17 protein-coding genes are annotated in these 19,696 nt (G+C 72.2%); 9 read left to right on the forward strand and 8 right to left on the reverse strand.

Annotation, left to right across the window (positions count from 1 at the left end):
* Nucleotides 1–30: 30 nt before the first annotated feature.
* Complete coding sequence (locus tag D0Z08_RS14510; RefSeq protein WP_118925946.1) at nucleotides 31–960, forward strand: DUF6910 family protein; 930 nt, start codon at nucleotides 31–33, stop codon at nucleotides 958–960.
* Here the strand turns inward: D0Z08_RS14510 and D0Z08_RS14515 are convergent.
* The gene (locus D0Z08_RS14515; protein ID WP_182481300.1) at nucleotides 950–1,630 is read right to left on the reverse strand and encodes a pirin family protein; all 681 of its coding nucleotides are present in this window, start codon (nucleotides 1,628–1,630) and stop codon (nucleotides 950–952) included. The genes D0Z08_RS14510 and D0Z08_RS14515 overlap by 11 nt on opposite strands.
* A gap of 16 nt (nucleotides 1,631–1,646) precedes the next feature.
* Here D0Z08_RS14515 and D0Z08_RS14520 point away from each other — a divergent pair, with 16 nt between their 5' ends.
* The gene (locus D0Z08_RS14520) at nucleotides 1,647–2,999 is read left to right on the forward strand and encodes a GH1 family beta-glucosidase (protein WP_118925948.1); all 1,353 of its coding nucleotides are present in this window, start codon (nucleotides 1,647–1,649) and stop codon (nucleotides 2,997–2,999) included.
* Between the two features lie 74 nt (nucleotides 3,000–3,073).
* Here the strand turns inward: D0Z08_RS14520 and D0Z08_RS14525 are convergent, their stop codons facing one another.
* Complete coding sequence (locus D0Z08_RS14525) at nucleotides 3,074–4,216, reverse strand: MalY/PatB family protein (protein WP_182481301.1); 1,143 nt, start codon at nucleotides 4,214–4,216, stop codon at nucleotides 3,074–3,076.
* A 23-nt stretch (nucleotides 4,217–4,239) separates the two neighbouring features.
* Nucleotides 4,240–4,803 carry a TetR/AcrR family transcriptional regulator gene (locus D0Z08_RS14530; RefSeq protein ID WP_118925950.1) on the reverse strand — a complete coding sequence of 188 codons (564 nt, stop codon included), beginning with the start codon at nucleotides 4,801–4,803 and terminating at the stop codon, nucleotides 4,240–4,242.
* 48 nt (nucleotides 4,804–4,851) lie between these two features.
* Between D0Z08_RS14530 and D0Z08_RS14535 the strand changes: the two genes are divergently transcribed.
* Nucleotides 4,852–5,706 (forward strand): alpha/beta hydrolase family protein, encoded by an 855-nt coding sequence (locus D0Z08_RS14535; RefSeq protein ID WP_118925951.1) that lies wholly within the window; start codon nucleotides 4,852–4,854, stop codon nucleotides 5,704–5,706.
* A gap of 72 nt (nucleotides 5,707–5,778) precedes the next feature.
* On the opposite strand, the gene D0Z08_RS14540 is transcribed toward D0Z08_RS14535, so the two are convergent.
* A complete protein-coding gene (locus D0Z08_RS14540; protein ID WP_118925988.1) occupies nucleotides 5,779–7,755 on the reverse strand; it encodes an NADPH-dependent 2,4-dienoyl-CoA reductase in 1,977 nt (658 codons plus the stop codon).
* 56 nt (nucleotides 7,756–7,811) lie between these two features.
* Complete coding sequence (locus tag D0Z08_RS14545) at nucleotides 7,812–8,351, reverse strand: PadR family transcriptional regulator (RefSeq protein WP_118925952.1); 540 nt, start codon at nucleotides 8,349–8,351, stop codon at nucleotides 7,812–7,814.
* A 96-nt stretch (nucleotides 8,352–8,447) separates the two neighbouring features.
* On the opposite strand from D0Z08_RS14545, the gene D0Z08_RS14550 reads away from it, so the two are divergent.
* Nucleotides 8,448–9,200: a 2-phosphosulfolactate phosphatase gene (locus D0Z08_RS14550; RefSeq protein WP_118925953.1), complete on the forward strand. Its 753-nt coding sequence runs from the start codon at nucleotides 8,448–8,450 to the stop codon at nucleotides 9,198–9,200.
* A 6-nt stretch (nucleotides 9,201–9,206) separates the two neighbouring features.
* Here the strand turns inward: D0Z08_RS14550 and D0Z08_RS14555 are convergent, their stop codons facing one another.
* Nucleotides 9,207–9,713, reverse strand: a complete 507-nt coding sequence (locus D0Z08_RS14555; protein WP_118925954.1) for a CAP domain-containing protein — start codon at nucleotides 9,711–9,713, stop codon at nucleotides 9,207–9,209.
* Nucleotides 9,714–9,878: 165 nt separating this feature from the next.
* On the opposite strand from D0Z08_RS14555, the gene D0Z08_RS14560 reads away from it, so the two are divergent.
* Nucleotides 9,879–11,876 (forward strand): M13 family metallopeptidase, encoded by a 1,998-nt coding sequence (locus tag D0Z08_RS14560; protein WP_118925955.1) that lies wholly within the window; start codon nucleotides 9,879–9,881, stop codon nucleotides 11,874–11,876.
* Nucleotides 11,877–11,956: 80 nt separating this feature from the next.
* A complete protein-coding gene (locus D0Z08_RS14565; RefSeq protein WP_118925956.1) occupies nucleotides 11,957–12,271 on the forward strand; it encodes a hypothetical protein in 315 nt (104 codons plus the stop codon).
* A 144-nt stretch (nucleotides 12,272–12,415) separates the two neighbouring features.
* Here D0Z08_RS14565 and vapC read toward each other — a convergent pair whose 3' ends face one another.
* Together vapC and D0Z08_RS14575 are read right to left on the reverse strand one after the other, a co-directional pair.
* A complete protein-coding gene (vapC, locus tag D0Z08_RS14570; protein ID WP_118925957.1) occupies nucleotides 12,416–12,823 on the reverse strand; it encodes a type II toxin-antitoxin system VapC family toxin in 408 nt (135 codons plus the stop codon).
* Nucleotides 12,817–13,026 (reverse strand): type II toxin-antitoxin system VapB family antitoxin, encoded by a 210-nt coding sequence (locus tag D0Z08_RS14575; protein WP_118925958.1) that lies wholly within the window; start codon nucleotides 13,024–13,026, stop codon nucleotides 12,817–12,819. Before D0Z08_RS14575 ends, vapC begins: the two co-directional genes overlap by 7 nt.
* 116 nt (nucleotides 13,027–13,142) lie before the next feature.
* Here D0Z08_RS14575 and D0Z08_RS14580 point away from each other — a divergent pair, with 116 nt between their 5' ends.
* From D0Z08_RS14580 to D0Z08_RS14590, 3 genes are all read left to right on the forward strand, one after another.
* On the forward strand, nucleotides 13,143–15,290 hold the full coding sequence (locus D0Z08_RS14580; protein ID WP_118925959.1) for a RecQ family ATP-dependent DNA helicase: 2,148 nt from the start codon (nucleotides 13,143–13,145) through the stop codon (nucleotides 15,288–15,290).
* Nucleotides 15,291–15,338: 48 nt separating this feature from the next.
* Nucleotides 15,339–16,571 carry a hypothetical protein gene (locus D0Z08_RS14585; RefSeq protein WP_118925960.1) on the forward strand — a complete coding sequence of 411 codons (1,233 nt, stop codon included), beginning with the start codon at nucleotides 15,339–15,341 and terminating at the stop codon, nucleotides 16,569–16,571.
* An 88-nt stretch (nucleotides 16,572–16,659) separates the two neighbouring features.
* Entirely contained in the window at nucleotides 16,660–19,461 is a 2,802-nt protein-coding gene (locus D0Z08_RS14590) for a DEAD/DEAH box helicase (protein ID WP_118925961.1), read from the forward strand.
* Nucleotides 19,462–19,696: the final 235 nt, after the last annotated feature.

Consider the following 19,696-nt stretch of genomic DNA (forward strand, 5'->3'; position numbering starts at 1 on the left):
CAAGGCGGTGCCGTCCGCGAGACTGGTGCGGTGGACATCGAGGTGGAGGGCGTCGAGCGCCTCCGCCACGCCGACGGGTCGCCGGTCCGGGCCGCGTCCGCGCTGGCCCCGCTGGGGGACGGGTTCCTGGTCGTGCAGGACGACGCCGCGCACGGGGCGTGGTTCCGCGCGGGCTCGGCGAGCGCCGTACGGCTCCTCCCGCCGGTCGACGGCCACGACCTGTTCGACGAGGCCTCCGGGACCAAGCACCTCAAGCCCGACCTCGAGGCGGCCTGCGTGGTCGAGGTCGACGGATCGCCGGCGGTGCTGATGCTGGGCTCCGGGTCGCTCGCGGCGCGGATGCGATGGGCGCTGGTCCGGCTGGTCGACGGGCGACCCACGGTCGCGGTGGCCGACATGGCGCCGCTGTACGCCGCGGTCGGGGACGCGCTGTCGGTCCCGTCCGAGGCACTCAACCTGGAGGGCGCCTGCCTGCTCGGAGGAACGCTGCGGTGGTACCTCCGCGGCCTCCCGTCCGCCGGTCTGCCGCCGGGGAGCGTGGACCTGGAGCCGGCGGCGGCCCTCGCCGCCGTGCTCGGCCGGACCGCGCCGGGAGCCGTGGCCGTCACCAACGCCCGGCACTACGACCTCGGAGAGGTGGCCGGCGTCGGGCTGGCGATCACCGACGCCGTGACGCTCCCGGACGGCGCGGTACTCCTCAGCGCGGCCGCCGAGGACAGCCCCAACGTCCGCGACGACGGGCCGGTCGTGGCCTCGGCACTGGTGCGGCTCGACGGCCACCACGTCGACGACATCACGCCGCTCCCGCGCGTCGACGGCCGGGTCAGCAAGGTCGAGGGCCTGATGGTGCTCGACGCGGACGCTGAGGCCGACGGTGGCCACGTCCGACTGCTGGCCGTCATCGACGTCGACGACCCGGGGGTGCCGTCGGAGGCGCTGCGCCTCCGGGTCAGCTGGTGAACGACCAGACGAGCAGCTCCGTCGGCGCCCCGGCGGTGACCTCGCGGTGCGGCTCGTCGACGAAGCAGAACGCATCGCCCGCCTCCAGCGGTGCGGCGAGCGACGACCGCGCCAGGGCACCGGAGGCCACGTAGACGTGGAGCCGCCGGGCCACGGGCAGGATCAGCTTCTCGCCGGCGGCCAGCCGGGCGACGCCGTACGACGCACCGGCGACGCCGACCTCGATGGCGACCGGCACCAGGCCGGCGCCGGGGACCGCGGCGGCCGCCGACCCGCGCCGGTAGGCGGGAGTGGTGCCGACCTCGTCCGGCCGGAGCCAGACCTGGACGAACCTGGCTGCGCCGGCATCCGACGCGACCTCCTGGTGCTGGACTCCGGAGCCCGCCGAGAGCACGGCGACCTCGCCCGCGGTCAGCTCACCGTCGGTGCCCAGCGAGTCCCTGTGCATCAGGGTCCCCGCGACGACGTACGTCACGATCTCCAGGTCGGAGTGCGGATGGTCCTCGAAGCCGCGACCCGAGCTGAGCAGGTGGTCGTCGTGGCACACCATCGGCCCGAACGACAGCCACTCCGGGTCGTAGTGCGCTCCGAACGAGAACGCGTGGTGGGTACGACGCCCCGGCTCGCGGTCGACGAACCGGTCCGAACTCCTGCGGATCTGTACGGTCACAAGGCAGGATTGTGCCGTGACAGCGGGGGAGCGCGGACCAGGGCTGCCCGCAGACTTCCGGTTCGGCACCAGCACCTCGGCGTACCAGATCGAGGGCGCGGTGGCCGAGGACGGCCGCGGACCCAGCGTGTGGGACACGTTCGCCGCTGAGCCGGGGCGGATCGCCGACGGCACCACCGGCGCTGCCGCCTGCGACCACTACCACCGCGTCGACGAGGACGTCGCGCTGCTCGGGGACCTGGGCGCGCACGGCTACCGGTTCTCGATCGCGTGGCCACGGATCCAGCCGACCGGGCGCGGCCCCGTCAACGCCGTGGGCCTCGACTTCTACGACCGGCTCGTCGACAAGCTGCTCGCAGTCGGCGTGCAGCCGATGGCGACGCTCTACCACTGGGACCTGCCGCAGGCGCTCGAGGACGACGGCGGCTGGCTCAACCGGGCCACGGTCGAGTGCTTCGCCGACTACGCCGCGATCGTCGGCGACCGGCTCGCGGACCGGGTCACGGAGTGGGTTCCCGTGCACGAGCCGAGCGTCGTGACGACCCTGGGCTACGTGGCGGACCTGCACGGACCGGGCCGGGCGATGATGTTCGACGCGATGCCGGCCGCCCACCACCTGCTGCTCGCGCACGGCCGGGCCGCGATCGCCCTGCGCGCCGCCGGCGCCGAGAGCGTCGGGTGCTCCAACAACCACGCGCCCATCTGGCCGGCGTCCGACGACGATGCCGACGTGGGCGCGTCCAAGCTCGTCGACGCGATCTGGAACGGCCTGTACATCGAGCCGATGCTGCTCGGCCGCTACCCGGTCGACCTCGACCTCCTGCTCGACGGAACGATCCACGACGGCGACCTGGCGACGATCCGGCAGCCGCTCGACTTCTACGGCGTCAACTACTACCGGCCGTTCCGGATCGGGGCCGCGCCGGAGGAGGCACTGATGCCGTTCGAGTTCCGCGAGGTCGTCGGCTACCCGACGACCGACGTGAACTACCCGGTGGTGCCGGACGCCCTGCGGGAGTGGCTGATCATGTTCCGCGCCCGCCTCCGCGCCGCCCTCCCGCCCCTCTACATCACCGGGTCCGGTTGTGCCTACGGCGTCGGCCCGGACGCGGACGGCGTCGTCGACGACCAGGCCCGGATCGACTACCACGCGGCCCACATCGCGGCGGTCGCCGATGCGGTGCGGATGGGGGTCGACGTCCGCGCCTACTACGCGTGGACGCTGCTCGACGGCTTCGAGTGGGCGGAGGGCCACCGCGCGCGGTACGGGCTCGTCCACGTCGACCACGAGACCCAGCAGCGCACCAAGAAGCGCTCGTTCCAGTGGTACGCCGACCTGGTGGCCGCGACTCGCGCGAGCAACGATTGAGCGCCGCGTCGTACCTGAACTTCCGGCCCCGATCGGGCGTGAATCGGGGCCGAAACTTCAGGTACGACGGCCGGTCAGGCCAGCGCCTTCGCCATCCGGCGCACGATCTCGGTGAGCCGCTCAGGGCTGGTGGCGATGTTGAGGCGGACGTGGCCGGGCAGCCCGGGCTGGTAGTCGTGGCCGGGCGAGAGCCGTACCCGGCCGTGCTCGAGCGCGACCGCCGCGGGGTCGTCGTGGCCGTAGCCGCGGAGGTCGATCCAGGCGAGGTACGTCGCCTCGAGGGGCCGCATCCTGGCCTCGGGCAGGTGCTCGGCGAGCAGGTCGACCAGCAGGTCCCGCTGGGCGGAGAGCCGGGCGCGGAGGGCGTCGAGCCAGTCGTCGCACTCGGTGTAGGCGGCGATGGCTGCCGTCACCCCGAGCGGTGACCACGAGTCGTTGCGCGCCATCGGTACGTCGCGGAGCAGGTCGCGGGTGGCGGGGTCGGGCGCCAGGATCTGCGCGCACTTGAGGCCCTGGGTGTTGAACGCCTTCGATCCCGCGACCACGGCGACGGCGTGGTCGGCGGTGCCGTCGAGCGAGAGGTACGGCGTGTGCGGCGGCGAGCCGTCGAGGACCAGCGGCGCGTGGATCTCGTCGGAGACGACGCGCGCCCCGTGGCGTCGTACGACGTCGCGGATCCCCTCGAGCTCGGAGCGGGTGAACACCCGTCCCCACGGGTTGTGCGGCTGGGTGAGCAACAGGGTGAGGGCGCCGTCGGCGAACAGCCGGTCGAGGGCGTCGAGGTCGATCTCGGCGCGCTCGGCATCGGGGTCGACGACCAGGTCGACCCGCTGCCGTCCGGTGACCTGCGCGATCGAGAGCTGCGGCGGGTAGCCCGGGATCGGCATGATGACCGGCCCCGGCTCGGACAGGATGTCGAGGGCGAGCCGGACGCCGGCGGTGACGTCGGCCGTGGGGATCACCGCGGCCGGGTCGACCTCGTGGCCGAACTGACGGAGCGCGAAGCCGGCGTACGCCTCGCCCAGCGCGCCGCCCACCTCGAAGTCCGGGTAGCCGGTGAGCCCGCGCGCCACGGCGTCGGCCAGTGCGGCGGCGATCGGCGGCGCCCAGGCGTAGTCGCTCTCGGCGACCCACGCCGGGAGGACGTCCTCCTCGACCAGGCCCCACTTGCAGGGCAGTGCGTACCGGAGCTCCTCGTCGGTGCGGTCCACGATCACGAGACCCAGCCTAGGAGCGAGGTCTAGTGGATTCCGAGTGCGCCGTCGACGAGGTGGTGGATCTCGGTCATCGTGTCCCGCAACGGGGCGATCGACTTCTCCGCCTGGCAGAGCGCGATCGCGCCCTCGATCGCGGCGACGATGAACAGCCCGAGGCGAGGGGCGCGCCCGGGGTCGATGCCGGCGTCCGTGAGTACCTCGGCGAGGCTCGTCTGCCACGACTCCAGCACCTCGGTCGCGACCACGCGCAGCGCCTCGTCGTCGGCGGTCGCGACCGCGAACACCGGGCACCCCGTGAGGAACTCCGTGTCCTCGAGGAGGGTGCGCCACTCGTCGCCGAAGGCGTCCAGGGCGGCGACCGGACCGCGCTCGCGGGCGACGTCGAGCCGCCGGGTGACGGCGCTGCCGATGGCGCGGATCGCCTCCTCGATCAGCTGCTGCCGGCCTCCGGGGAAGTGGTGGTACGTCGACCCGATCGGCACGCCGGCCTCCTTGGCGAGGTCGCGCAGGCTCATCGCACCGACGCCTCGGGTGCCGATCATCCGAGCAGCGCCGTAGATCATCCGGGTCCGGGTGTCGCGTGCCACAGCACAATCCTATTGCCTCGACTATGACAGGCGTCATAGCATCTCGCCATGAACTATGACACTCGTCATAATCGGAGGCAAGCTGTCGTCGCCGACGACGGCCGTGCGCTGCCGATCACCACGTTCGAGCCGGCTGACGGAGAACCCCGCGGCGTCGTGCTCGTCGTACCTGCCATGGCGACGCCGTCGTCCTACTACGCCCCTTTCGCCACCCACCTCGCCGCGAGCGGATGGCGGGCGGTGACCTTCGACTACCGCGGGATGGGGAGCCGGGCGGAGATGAAGGCGGAGACGGGCGACGTCGACCGCTGGTTCGCCGACGTCCGGGCGATCCTCGATGTGGTCGCGGACGACGCCGACGGCCTGCCGGTGACCTGGGTCGGGCACAGCCTCGGCGGCCAGATGGTCCCGTTCGTCGAGCACACCCGGCTCGCGTCGGTCATCACGGTCAGTGCCGGCGACGGGCACTGGCGGCGCAACCAGCCGGGCGTGCGGTGGATCGCTCCGGTCCTGTGGTCGGTCGTCGCGCCACTGGCGATCCGGGTCGCGGGCTACTACCCGGGCGACCGGCTGAAGATGATCGGCGACCTACCCGGTGGCGCGATGCGGCAGTGGGCGCGGTGGTGCCTGCACCCGGAGTACCTCCAGGCCGATCACCCCGAGGCTCCGGCCCTCTTCGCCGAGGTCAAGGCGCCGATGATGTCGCTGTCGTTCACCGACGACGAGCTGATGAGCGCCGACAGCATCCAGCACCTGCACGCCTGGTACTCGTCCGCCGTCATCGTCCGCCAGCGCTTCAGTCCCGAGCAGCTCGACGGCCGCCGGCTCGGCCACCACGGCTACTTCCGCTCGGCCAACGCCGACCTGTGGGACGAGCTGGTCGTGCCCTGGCTGGCCGGCTGAGGCGCGTCCTACCTGAACTTTCGGCCCCAGATCTCGCGATTTCGGGGCCGAAAGTTCAGGTACGACGAAGCCTCAGAGCGCCGCGGCGACCTCGGTGCCCTGCTTGATCGCCCGCTTGGCGTCGAGCTCGGCGGCCACGTCGGCGCCGCCGATCACGGTCCGCCCGGGAGCGACCAGGTCGCGCACCGACTCCTGGCCGGCGCACAGCACGACGTGGTCGACCTCGACCACCTCGGTGGCGCCGTCGACGGTCAGGTGGAGGCGCAGGCGGTCGCCGGAGGCGGTCGGCTCGATCCGGTCGTACGACGCTCCGCTGATCTGGCGCACCTCCGACTGCTTGAGCACGGCCCGGTGCGCCCAGCCGGAGGTCTTGCCGAGGCCGATGCCGATCGGCGTGGTCTTGCGCTGGATCAGGGTGACCTCGCGCTGCGGGGCCCGCGGCTTGGGCTCGGTGAGCCCGCCCCGGTGCAGGCTCGGGTCGGCGACGCCCCAGTGCGCCATCCACTCGTCGGGCGTCTCGCCCACGTCGTGGGTCAGCCACACCGACACGTCGACGCCGATGCCGCCGGCGCCGATCACGGCCACCTGGCGGCCAGGGACGACCTCGCCCGACAGCACCTGGTCGTAGCGCAGCACGCGGGGGTGGTCGACGCCCTGGATCGCCGGGATCCGCGGCTTCACGCCGGTGGCGAGCACGACCTCGTCGTACGACGCGAGGTCGGCCGGGGTCGCCTCCGTCTTCAGGCGCACGTCGACGCCGAGCACCTCGAGCCGGCGCCGGTAGTAGCGGAGCGTGTCGCGGAAGTCCTCCTTGCCCGGCACCTGCATCGCGAGCTTGAACTGGCCGCCGAGGTCCTCGGCCTTCTCGAACAGCGTGACGTCGAGCCCGCGCTCCGCGGCGGACACCGCGGTGGCGAGGCCGGCGGGGCCGGCGCCGACGACCGCGACGGACCTCTTCGCCCGGGTCGGGCGGAGGACGAGCGTGGTCTCGTGGCAGGCGCGCGGGTTGACCAGGCAGGACGCCTTCTGGTTCTTGAACACGTGGTCGAGGCAGGCCTGGTTGCAGGCGATGCAGGTGTTGATCTCGTCGGCACGGCCGGCCGCGGCCTTGTTCAGGAAGTCGGCATCGGCGAGGAGCGGCCGGGCCATCGAGACCAGGTCGGCCTTGCCGGACGCCAGGATCTCCTCGGCGGCCTCGGGCGTGTTGATCCGGTTGGAGGCGCAGACCGGCACCGACACCTCGGCCTTGAGCCGCGCGGTGTAGTCGACCCAGGCGTTCCGCGGGACCTGGGTGATGATCGTCGGCACCCGCGCCTCGTGCCAGCCGATGCCGGTGTTGAGCACGGTGACGCCCGCGTCCTCGAGCAGGTGGGCGACCTCGACGACCTCCTCCCAGGTCTGGCCGTCCTCGACCAGGTCGAGCAGCGAGATCCGGTAGATGATCGGGAAGTCGCCGCCGACCAGCTCCCGGGTACGGCGCACGATCTCGACCGGGAAGCGCATCCGCTTCTCCGTCGTACCGCCCCAGGCGTCGGTGCGGTTGTTGGTGCGCGCGGCCAGGAACTGGTTGATGAGGTAGCCCTCGGACCCCATGACCTCGACCGCGTCGTACCCGGCCTTCTGCGCGAGCGAGATCGCGCGGGCGAAGTCGGAGACGGTCTGGTCGACGGCCTTGGTCGACAGCGCGCTCGGCTTGAACGGCGTGATCGGCGACTTCCGGTTGGAGGCGCTGACGCTGAACGGGTGGTAGCCGTAGCGACCGGCGTGCAGCACCTGCATCGCGATCGCGCCGCCCGCGGCGTGCACCTCTCCGGTGATCTCGCGGTGGCGCATCGCCTGCAGCCGGGTGGTCATCTCGGAGGCGAGCGGCTTGAGCCAGCCGCGCTTGTTGGGGGAGTAGCCGCCGGTGATGATCAGGCCGGTGCCACCGCGCGCCCGCTCGGCGAAGTACGACGCGAGCTTCGAGGTGTTGAACGGGCTGTCCTCGAGACCGGTGTGCATGCTGCCCATGACCAGGCGGTTGCGCAGGGTGAGCGAGCCGAGCTTCATCGGCTCGAGCAGGTGGGGGTACGCCGTGGCGTGGCCGTTCGATGCGGTCGGGGTGCTCACTGGTGTGCCTCCAGGTATTCGGTCAGCCACGCGATCCACGTCTCCTCCATGAGGATGCCGCCGCGCAGCACGAGGTACTGGTCGAGCTCGAGCCCGGCCAGGACGGTTCTGCCAGGGGGTTCGGGGTAGTCCCGCTTCATCAGCTGTCGGTAGTGGTCGAGCCGCGTGTGGTGGTCGGCCAGCCGGCTCCGCACCACGTCGAGGACCGCCCCGCGGTCGCCGAACGAGGCGCCGCGGAGCTTCACGGCCAGGTCGCTGCGCAGGGGAGAGTCGGGGGTGGGCTCGGCGAGCCAGGTCGCGAGCGCGGCCTGGCCGGCCGGCGTGACGTCGTACACCTTCTTGTCGGGACGGCCCTGCTGGGCGACGGTCTCGACGCGGACCCAGCCGTCGGACTCCATCCGGCCCAGCACCCGGTAGATCTGCTGGTGCGTGGCGCTCCAGAAGAAGCCGATGGAGCGGGAGAAGCGCTTCGCGAGCTCCAGCCCCGAGGCCGGCTGCTCGCGCAGCGCGACGAGAAGGGCGTGCTCGAGGGCCATGGCCCGATTGTGACCTACCTATGCAACGAGTTGCAAGCCCACGTGACCGGCGTCTCCCGACACCGGCGGCACGGACCCGTCTCCTACGATCGCCCCATGACGACCGCCCACGGGCAGGCGACGTACGACGTCCGCCTCGACTGGGGCCCGACCGGCGGTGCGGCGGTGGCCCGTGGGGCCGACGTCGCGGTGGTGGTCGACGTGCTGTCGTTCACGTCGACGCTCGGGATCGCGGTGGCGAGGGGGACCCGGGTCCACCCGTTCCCGTGGAAGGACGAGCGGGCCGCGGCGTTCGCGGCCGAGCGGGATGCGGTGCTGGCGGTGGGACGGTTCGAGGCGGCCGGTCTCGCGGACCCACCGCCCTCGCTCTCACCCGCCCAGCTGCTGTCGTCGACGCCCGTCGAACGACTCGTCCTGCCGTCGCCCAACGGCTCCACGATCTGCGCGGCGCTGGCCGGCCCGGTCGTCGTCGGCGCCTCCCTCCGCAACCGCACCGCCGTGGCGCGCTGGCTGCGCCCGCACCTCGACGCGGGCGCGGTGGTCGCGTTCGTGCCGGCAGGGGAGCGGTGGCCGGACGGCTCGCTCCGGCCCGGGCTCGAGGACCTGTGGGGCGCGGGGGCGGTACTGGCTGCGCTTGATCTGACGGACCGGTCAGTCAGTCCTGAGGCGCGGCACGCCGCGGCGTCGTACGCCTCGGTGGCCGGCGACCTCCGGAACGCGCTCGCGGACTGTGCGAGTGGCCGGGAGCTGGCGGAGGGCGGCTACGCGGCTGACGTCGAGGCGGCGGCCGACATCGACGCCGAGGACGTGGTGCCGGTGCTCACCGACGACGGGTTCGTCGCCGGCTGACGGTGCCTACCTCCGACCGAAGGTCTGCGTCCACCACGTGTGTCCGTGGCTGTCCACGACCAGGCCGACACCGGTGTGCTTGAAGCTGCACCGGAGGATGTTGCGGCGGTGGCCCCGGCTGGCCATCCAGCCTGCGACGACCGCCTCGGGGGTCGCGTAGTTGTAGGCGATGTTCTCGCCGATGCGCCTCCAGTTCCGGTAGCCCGCCCGCGTGATCCGGGTGCCGAGCGAGGGCTCACCGGGCAGGTCGTGACTGAGCGTGTGCGCGTTGCCCATCCGCCGCGAGTGCTTCTGCGCGGCGCGGCCGAGGGCCGCGTTCCTGCGCAGCGGGTTGCATCCGCGGTTCTCGCGCCGGGCGTTGACCAGGGCGATCACCTTGGCCTTCGGGGAGACCTGAGCGGCCCGCTCGCTCTGCACGGTCCGGTCATCGCTCGGCGCCACCGCGGCGGTCGGCGCGGGGGCGACCAACAGGGAACTGGCCAGCGCCGCGAGGACGGCAATTGTTATGCGCATGACAAACGATTGTGACGCCGGTCGCCCCGGTTGTCTTGGATCGATCGGACTAAATGCAGGCCCGGAAGGACTAGCCGCGCTCAACCTCCCGTGTCGGACCGGCTGCGCCGGGGCGAGCAGGGCGAGTCGGACGTCCGGTAACACGCGTTGTCTAGGCTCGCTCCTGTGAGCATCCTCGACGACGCCCGCGAGGGCATGGACACCGACATCCGGCCGCAGGACGACCTCTTCGGCTACGTGAACGGCCGCTGGCTGGTGGAGACGGAGATCCCGTCGGACCGGTCGAGCTGGGGTCCGTTCGTGCAGCTGGCCGACATCTGCGAGCAGCAGGTCCGCGACATCATCACCGAGCTTGCCGACGGAGTCTCGGCAGACGGTGGCGGCTCGACCGACGAGGCCGCGGTGGCGGACCGGGAGAACGCCCGCAAGATCGCCGACCTCTACAACTCGTTCATGGACACCGAGCGGATCGCGACCCTCGGCCTCGGCCCGGTCCGCGCGCTGCTGGAGGCCGCATCGGGCCTGCGCGACGTCCGCGACCTGGCCGCGTTCCTCGGCGAGTTCGAGCGGGTCGGTGGCTACGGCGTCTTCGGGTCGTACGTCGACACCGACGACCGCAACTCGGACCGCTACCTGTTCCACATCGTCCAGGGCGGGCTCGGGCTGCCGGACGAGAGCTACTACCGCGACGAGAAGTTCGCCGAGATCCGCGAGGCGTACGTCGGCTACCTCACGAAGCTGCTGACCCTCGGCGAGCACGCCGACCCCGCGGGCGCCGCGCAGCGGATCCTGGAGCTCGACACCGAGCTCGCCAAGGGCCACTGGGAGCGCGCCGAGACGCGCGACGTGCAGAAGACCTACAACCTGCGCACCGCCCACGAGCTCAAGGCGATGTGCCCGGCGTTCGACTGGGACGCCTACGTCACCAACCTCGGTGGGCACCTGACCGGCGAGCACGCGACCATCGCGGAGGTGTGCGTGCGGCAGCCGTCGTACCTCGAGCACCTCTCGACCGTCCTCGCCACGGTGCCGATCGAGGTCTGGCGCGACTGGATGTACAGCCGGGTGCTGCGGTCGGCAGCGCCGTACCTCCCGGACGACTTCGTCGAGACCAACTTCGACTTCTACGGCCGCACCCTCTCCGGCACGCCGGAGCTGCGCGCCCGCTGGAAGCGCGCGGTGTCGTTCGTCGAGGGAGCGGTCGGCGAGGCCGTCGGCAAGGAGTACGTCGCCCGCCACTTCCCGCCCGAGTCCAAGGCGATGATGGACGACCTGGTCGCGAACCTGCTCGCCGCCTACCGGGTCTCGATCGAGGCGCTGGACTGGATGACCGAGGCGACCAAGCAGCGCGCCTACGAGAAGCTCGCGACCTTCCGGCCGAAGATCGGCTACCCCGACGAGTTCCGCGACTACTCCGGGCTGCCGGTCGTCGCGCACGACCTGGTCGCCAACGCGCAGGCGTCGGCGGCCTTCGAGACCGACCGGCACCTGAAGAAGATCGGCTCGCCGGTCGACCGCGACGAGTGGTTCATGCTGCCGCAGACGGTCAACGCCTACTACAACCCCGGCACCAACGAGATCTGCTTCCCGGCGGGCATCCTGCAGAAGCCGTTCTTCAGCCCCGACGCCCACCCGGCGGAGAACTACGGCGGCATCGGTGCCGTGATCGGGCACGAGGTCGGCCACGGGTTCGACGACCAGGGCGCCCAGTACGACGGTGCCGGGAACCTCAACGACTGGTGGACGCCCGACGACAAGGCGGCCTTCGAGGTGAAGTCGAAGACCCTGGTCGAGCAGTACGACGGCTTCGCGCCACGCGCCATGCCGGACGAGAAGGTCAACGGCTCGCTCACCGTGGGCGAGAACATCGGCGACCTGGGCGGGCTGACGATCGGGCACAAGGCGTTCGTGATCGCCGAGGAGGCGGCCGGCCGCGAGGCGTCGGTCGAGGACCGCCGCCGGCTGTTCATGAACTGGGCCTATGTGTGGCGCACGAAGCGCCGTAGCGAGCTCGAGCGGCAGTACCTCACCACCGACCCGCACAGCCCGCCGGAGTTCCGGGCCAACATCGTGCGCAACCTCGACGAGTTCCACGAGGTGTTCGGCACGACGCCGGGCGACGGGCTGTGGCTCGACCCGGGTGAGCGGGTCCGGATCTGGTAGCCGCCTCTGCCCTCCGGCGGACCGGAAGTTCTGACCGTGGGCAGATGCGCTCGGGGCCGTTGTCGAGTTCTCATGGAGACATGAGCCAGACACCGACCAGCTTCGAGCCCTACACGCCCGGGCGGCCGGGCCCCGAGGCGCCGTGGCGCCCGAGTGACGCGGTGGAGCAAGAGTCCGCGTCCGTCGTACGACCGGAGGCCTCGCACCACCGGCGGTACGGCGGAGCGCCCGACTGCCTCGTCATCGCGTCGATCGTGTGCGTCGTGGTGTGGGCGACGTCCGGCGGCGGCTACTTCTGGCCGATCTGGGTGCTGTTGCCGACGTTCCTGCCGGTCGTGCTCGGCCGGCAGCGGTCGTGGTGCCGTCCCAGGTCTCGCCATGGCCGGAGGGCGTGAAAAAGCAAAGAGCCGCCGCAGGCGTCTCGGGTCACCTGCGGCGGCAAGACAGAAGTTAGTCGCGCTCGTGGTCGTCCGCTCGCGATTCCGCGATCTGGGTGAAGTTTTTACTTTCCGGACTAGACCGCACCGCCGACACCGGGCCTAGAGCAATGATCGGCTGTCGAGCTCGGTGACCTCGGCGACCGCGTCGAAGTCGGCGTCACGGTGGAGCAACGGCACGCCGTGCCGGATCGCGACCGCCGCGATCAGGCAGTCGGTGATCGATCGGGGCGTGCGGCCCGATCGGCGCACTGCCCTGAAGATTGCTGCGGCCGCATCGAAGTCATGCACAGGCTCCAAGGCGAGCGAGGGCACGCTCTCCAGCACCCTCTCGACCCGGCGCACCCCGAGCTCGTCGGTCGGACCGGCGAGCAGCTCCATCGAGATCGGAGGAGTGGTCGCAATCGAACCGATCGCCGTGTCCTTCAGCCGGCTCAACGCTCGATGCCCCGGGCCGTCCCCGCCGCGCATGTAGTCGACCCACACCGACGTGTCGACGAGGATCACCACTCGGTCGCCGGGTCGTTGCGGATCTCCTCGAGGTCGCCATCCCAGCCGATGCCCTCGATCGACTCGAGGAGCTCCTTGGTCAGCACCGGGCCGGCGGCCTTGCGCAGCGCGAGGTCGACGGCCTCCCGCTTCGTCTTGAGCCCGTACTTCTTCATGACGCGGTCGACCAGTTCGTCATCGATGTCGATGTTGGTGCGTGTCATACACATAACGTACACCTCACGCTCGATGCCTCGGTCTGGTCAAGGTGCGGTCGGATCCCTGTGGACAACCCGGGTCCGCCGCCCCTTGGGTCGGGGGGCGCTGGTAGACACGACGCATGACCACCGTCACGGACGTCGATGCCACTCGCGCCCGCGCCGAGCAGCACCTGCAGGCGCTGGTGGGGAGCAGCGACGCCCAGCTGTACGACGACCAGTGGGCGGCGATCGAGGCCCTCGTCGTCGACCGGCGTCGGTCGCTCGTCGTGCAGCGCACCGGGTGGGGCAAGTCGGCGGTCTACTTCGTGGCGACCCTGCTGCTCCGCGAGGAGGGCAGCGGGCCGACGGTGATCATCTCTCCGCTGCTGGCCCTGATGCGCAACCAGATCGCCGCCGCCGAGCGGGCCGGCATCCGGGCGGTCACGATCAACTCCACCAACATGGAGCAGTGGGAGCAGACCCAGGGCGCGATCCAGCGGGGCGAGGTCGACGTCCTGCTGGTGAGCCCGGAGCGGCTCAACAACCCGGGCTTCCGCGACGAGGTGCTGCCGCGGCTGGCCGCCACCTGTGGCCTGCTGGTGATCGACGAGGCGCACTGCATCTCCGACTGGGGTCACGACTTCCGTCCCGACTACCGCCGGATCCGCACCCTGCTGGCCGAGCTGCCCGACGGGATCCCGGTGCTGGCGACGACTGCGACGGCCAACCAGCGGGTGACCGACGACGTCGCGGAGCAGCTGGGCTCATCGGTGGTCGAGGAGGCCGGTCACGGCCGTCGCGAGACCCTCGTCCTGCGCGGCAGCCTCGACCGCGAGACCCTGCGGCTCGGAGTGGTCCGGCTGACGACGGCCGAGCAGCGGCTGGCCTGGCTTGCCGACCACCTGGCCGAGCAGCCCGGCAGCGGCATCGTCTACTGCCTGACCGTCGCTGCGACGCAGCAGGTCGCCGACTACCTGAGGTCCCGTGGCCACAAGGTCGCCGCCTACTCCGGGAAGACCGAGCAGACCGAGCGGCTCGCGCTCGAGCAGGCGCTGCTCGACGGCGAGGTCAAGGCACTCGTCGCCACCAGTGCGCTCGGCATGGGCTTCGACGCGTCGCTCGGCTTCGTGGTCAACCTCGGGGCGCCGAGCTCCCCGGTGGCCTACTACCAGCAGGTGGGCCGCGCCGGCCGCGGTACGACGAGCGCGGCGTCCGTCGTACTCCTGCCGGCGATCGAGGACCGTGACATCTGGGCCTACTTCGCGTCGCTGGCGTTCCCCCGCGAGGAGCTGGTCCGGGAGACGCTGGCCGCGCTCGCCGAGTCCGGCGGCGTGATGAGCACGCCGGCGCTCGAGGCGCGGGTCGACCTCAGCCGCAACCGCCTCGAGACGATGCTCAAGGTGCTCGACGTCGACGGTGCCGTGCGGCGGGTCCGCGGTGGTTGGGAGGCCACCGGTCAGGAGTGGACCTATGACGCCGACCGCTACCGCCGGGTCGCCGAGGCCCGCGAGCGGGAGCAGCGGGCGATGCTCGACTACCTGACGACCGACCAGTGCCGGATGTGGTTCCTGCGTCACCAGCTCGACGACCCTGCCGCTGGCGACGGGTGGACCTGCGGCCGGTGCGACAACTGCGGCGGCCTCGAGCTGCCGGACGACGTCTCGCCCAAGGCGGTGGCGGAGGCCGCGGACCGGCTGTCGCGGCCGGGGGTGCCGATCGAGCCGCGCAAGCTGTGGCCGACCGGGCTGTCGGCGCTCGGCGTCGACCGGTCCGGGCGGATCAAGCAACCGGCCGAGGAGGGCCGGGCGATCGCGCGGCTCACCGACCTCGGCCACGGGACGGCGCTGCGGGAGCTCTTCCGGGCCGGTGACGACGCACCGGCCGCCGTCCCGGTCCCGCTGGTGCACGCCGTGGTGGCGATGCTCGCCGACTGGCGGCCCGCTCCCGACGTGATCGTGGTGACCGAGTCCGAGACCCGCGGCGCGATGGTGGCCGACCTGGCCGACGGGCTGTCGCGCTACCTGCAACGGCCGATCGTCGGGCGGTGGGCGATCACGGACCCGTCGGTCCTCCCGGGGCAGGGCGCCACCAACTCCGCCCAGCGGGTGGCGGCCGTGACCCGCCGCCACGGACTTCAGCTGACCGATCCGGAGGCGGTGCGGGGCAAGCGGGTGCTGCTCGTCGACGACCTGGTGGCGACCGGGTGGTCGCTCACGCTGGCGGCCGACGCGCTCGTCAGCGCGGGCGCCGAAGCGGTGCTGCCGCTCACGCTCGCCGTGTCGGCCTGAGGGCCGTAGGTCCACAGGATCGGCCGCCGGAACCCGTACCGTCGAACCATGACCGAGGACGCTCCTTCCACCGGCTCCGGCACTCCCCACGGCAGGCCGAACGACCCGCCCGCGGTCGCTCCCGCTGACACGACCGGCGACCGGCCGCGGACCGAGGGCCCGGCGCCGGCGCCGCCCCCGCCGCCCGCCGAGACCGCGATCGCCGGTGCGCCTCCGCCGCCGGGCGGTACGACGACCGCGGTGATGGATCCGCCGCCCCCGCCGTCGACGCCCACGGCGCCGAAGGAGTCGGGCCGTCCCGGCCTGGGGATGCTCCCGATCGCGCTCGGGGTCGGCTTCCTGGCCGCCGCGATCATGACGTCGGCCTACCGCAGTCGTTCCGACGGCGACCTGGACTGGTCGAACTACACCGTCGGCCTCGGAGCCACGGCGGTGCTGCTGCTCGTCGCGCTGGCTGTGGCGGTCCGCGGCAGCGGCCGGGTCCGCGAGGAGCTGGTGACCTGGACCGGCTCGATCGGAATCCTCGGGGCCGGCATCATGCTCGGCGTCGGGCTGGAGGAGATCGACGGGAGCGAGGACTGGCTCGCCTACCTGGTGGGCGGCGTCGTCGTACTGCTGTCGGTGGTCGGGTACGCCGCCATCCGTCGCGGTGCCTTCGTGGTGACGGCCATCCTCGGTGCCGGCATCGCCTACATCCAGCTCGCCGACGACGTGATCGTCGACATCGGGGACGAGGACGACCAGGCGATCATCGCTGCCGCGACGGTCGCGGTGTTCGTGCTCGCCGTGACCGCGATCGGCTGGCTGCTGCGCACCCGCGCGCTCAGCGGGGTGGTGGCGGGCGTGATCGGCGTGGTCGGCATCAACATCGTGCTGCTGGTCCTCGTCTTCCAGCAGGTCTTCGCGTCGTTCTTCGGCGACCTCGAGATGCTCGGGAGCGACGGGAGCGACGGGAGCGACGGGAACGATGGCGGGACGAACGGCTCTGCGCCGCCCGATTTCGACACCGACGTCTACGTGATCCTCGCCATCGCCGCCGTCCTCACCCTGGTCTGGGCGCTCGCGGCATCGCTCACCAGGCACTCCGGGTTCACGGTGCTCGCGATCGCGATGCCCGCAACCGTGGTGCCGACCTCGACGTTCGTGCTCATGGTCGAGCACCCGACCTGGTGGGGCGTGGGCTTCGCGGCAGCCGGCTCGTTGCTGCTCGCCGCGGTCGGGCTGAAGCAGGTGCTCGCCTCGAAGCGGCCCTCCTCGTCTCCTGTCGGCCCCACCCGTTAGCGTCGAGGTCCCCGGGGATTCGAGGCTCGGCTTTTAGCGCCTCGCACCTCCACCACCGGGGCCGCTCCGATCGCTCCTGGGAGGCTGCGTGAGCTTCGTGCCCGTCACCGGTCCGGCCACCTTCCGGCCGGCCGACCCACCCCGGGACGGCACGATCGAGTTCACCGACGACCGGCGCACGATCGCGCTGCCGATCAGGGCCGCGCTGCCGGTGCTCAGCCGGGCCCGGACCCAGCCCGACATCCATCCCAGCGTCGCCCTGCTCGGCGGCGCCGCGCTGCTGGCCGGGCGCTTCGTCGCCGCAGGCAAGCTCGTCCCGACCGTCGGCCCGGGCCGGCCCGGCTGGCGGATCGACGGCCTCGACGAGCGCGATCGCGACAGCGTCGCCCAGCTCGCCCGGGCCCGGGCGTACGACGACCTCGACCCGGGCGCCGCTGCCTCGGTGGTCGCGCAGGTGCTCGATGCCGTCGCCGACGCGCTGCCGCGGGCGGCGCCCGTCGGGACCCGGGGCGGGGCTGGAGAACGGCGTACCTCGACCTCCTCGACCGATGGCGACGCCGACTTCGCCGACCGGGTCCGGCGGCGGGCGGCGGAGCGGGCGCGGGCAGAGAGCGCGGCGGTGGCGCTCGCCGAGCTGGTGCGGGTCTCGCTGCGGGTGGAGGCCGACGAGGAAGAGCTCGTCGCGGGCTCGGTCCGGGTCGTGCTCCAGGTCCACGACGAGCGCGATCCGCTCCACGTCTGCAATGCCGCGCTGCTCTGGACCGACGACGCCGAGGCCCACGGGTTCGGGACCCGGGCACGGGTGCACGCCAGCATCGCGCTCCGCTCGGCAGCCGAGGTCTGGCCGGTGCTCGACCGGCTACTGGCGCTGTCGGTGCCCGACCAGCTGACCCTCGACGGAGCCGAGATCGGGAGCCTGCTCGAGCACGTGGGCGCGCTGCGCGACGCCCGGGTCGACGTCCACTGGCCGCGGTCGCTGGGTCGGGACCTGACCACCCGGGCCGTGCTCGAGCGGCGTGCCGGTGCGGGCGATCACGACCCGCGGAACCCGGAGCTCCCCCTCCAGGACAGCCCGTTCGCGGCCGCCGGCCTGTTCGCGTTCTCCTGGCAGGTCGCCCTCCACGGCGATCCGCTCACGGACGATGAGATGGAGCAGCTCGCGACGGCGGCAGCGCCGGTCCTCAAGCTGCGCGGTGCGTGGACGGTTGTCGACCCGGCGACCGCCCAGCGCGCCCGGAAGCGCCTGATCCGCAAGGCGACCGGCGCCCAGGCGCTCGCCGCGGCCCTCACCGGCGTCGCCGAGCTGCCCGACGCGGCGACCGAAGCCCCGGGCGCGACCGAGCAGGTCGTCGTGGGCGCCAGCCTGCTGAAGGTCCGCGAGCAGCTGCTGGCCGCGCCGACCCGCGACCCGCTCCCGGCCCCGGCCGGGCTGCGCGCCGAGCTGCGCGACTACCAACGCCATGGCCTGACCTGGCTCGCCGATCTCACCGGCCTCGGGCTCGGCGCCTGCCTCGCCGACGACATGGGCCTCGGCAAGACCATCACCCTGATCGCGCTCCACCTGCACCGGCTCGAGCAGGGTGCCTCCCAGGGCGGGCCGACGCTCGTGGTCTGCCCCGCCAGCCTGCTCGGCAACTGGGAGGCCGAGATCCACCGCTTCGCGCCGGACCTGTCGGTCCGCCGGTTCCACGGCACCGCTCGCGAGCTGGGGGGTCTCGACGGGGGGTTCGTGCTGACGACGTACGGCACGATGCGCCGCGACCATGCGGCTCTGGCCGCGGTGCCGTGGGACCTGGTCGTCGCCGACGAGGCGCAGCACGTCAAGAACTCCCGCTCGTCCACCGCCCGGGCGCTCCGGCAGGTCCCGAGCCGGGGGCGCGTCGCCCTGACTGGCACCCCGGTCGAGAACGACCTGACCGAGCTGTGGTCGATCCTGGACTGGGCCATCCCGGGGCTGCTCGGCAGCCGTCAGGCGTTCCGCCGGGTGTGGGGTGCGCCGATCGAGTCCGGTGCCGAGCCGACCAAGGCCCGGCAGTTCGCCGACCTGATCGGGCCGTTCCTGCTGCGCCGCCGCAAGTCCGACCCCGGCATCGCTCCGGAGCTGCCCCCGAAGACCGAGACCGACCACCTGCTCGGCCTCACCCGCGAGCAGGCCGTGCTCTACGAGGCGTTCGTGCGCGACACCATGGAGCGGATCGAGCGGCTGCCGGCCGACGACCCGCAGCGCCGCGGCCTGGTGCTGGCGCTGCTCACGGGCCTCAAGCAGATCTGCAACCACCCGGCCCAGTTCCTCAAGCAGTCGGGGGCGGTTCGGCTCACCGGGCGGTCGGAGAAGCTGGAGCTGCTCGACGAGCTGCTCGGCACCGTGGTGGCGGAGGACGGAGCCGTCCTGGTCTTCACGCAGTACGTCGCCATGGCGCGGCTGATCGAGCAGCACCTCGGCGCGACCGGCCTGCCCCACCAGTTCCTCCACGGCGGCACGCCGGTGGCGGCGCGCGAGGCGATGGTCGACCGGTTCCAGGCCGGCGAGGTGCCGGTGTTCCTGCTCAGCCTCAAGGCTGGTGGGACCGGGCTCAACCTGACCCGCGCCGATCACGTCGTCCACGTCGACCGCTGGTGGAACCCCGCAGTCGAGGAGCAGGCCACCGACCGCGCCTACCGGATCGGCCAGACGAAGCCGGTGCAGGTGCACCGGATGGTCACGAGGGGCACGATCGAGGAGCGGGTCGCGGCACTGCTCGACCGCAAGCGCGCGCTCGCGGACGCCGTACTCGCGCGCGGCGAAGCCGCCCTCACCGAGCTCAGCAACGAGGACCTGCGCGATCTCGTGACGCTGCGCAAGGACGCGCGCCGCGAGGCCTACCTGACCGAGCTCGAGCGGGAGCGCTGAGCGTGGCCGGGCAGCCCGGAAGGGTCACCCACGGCCGGCTGGTCGCGCCGCGCACCGGGATCCGGTCCTGGTGGGGCAAGGCCTGGCACCGCGCGGTCGAGGAGGCGGGGCGATGTCTAACGAACGTCGCGAATCCCTCCGGAAGGGATCCGCATGCCCAGGCACGCATGGAACAAGTCGTCGCTTGATGTGAAGCGCCGCTACTTCGAACTCATCCGGCAAGGCCTCAGCGGTT

It is taken from the genome of Nocardioides immobilis (assembly GCF_003515065.1).
GTDB lineage: Bacteria > Actinomycetota > Actinomycetes > Propionibacteriales > Nocardioidaceae > Nocardioides > Nocardioides immobilis.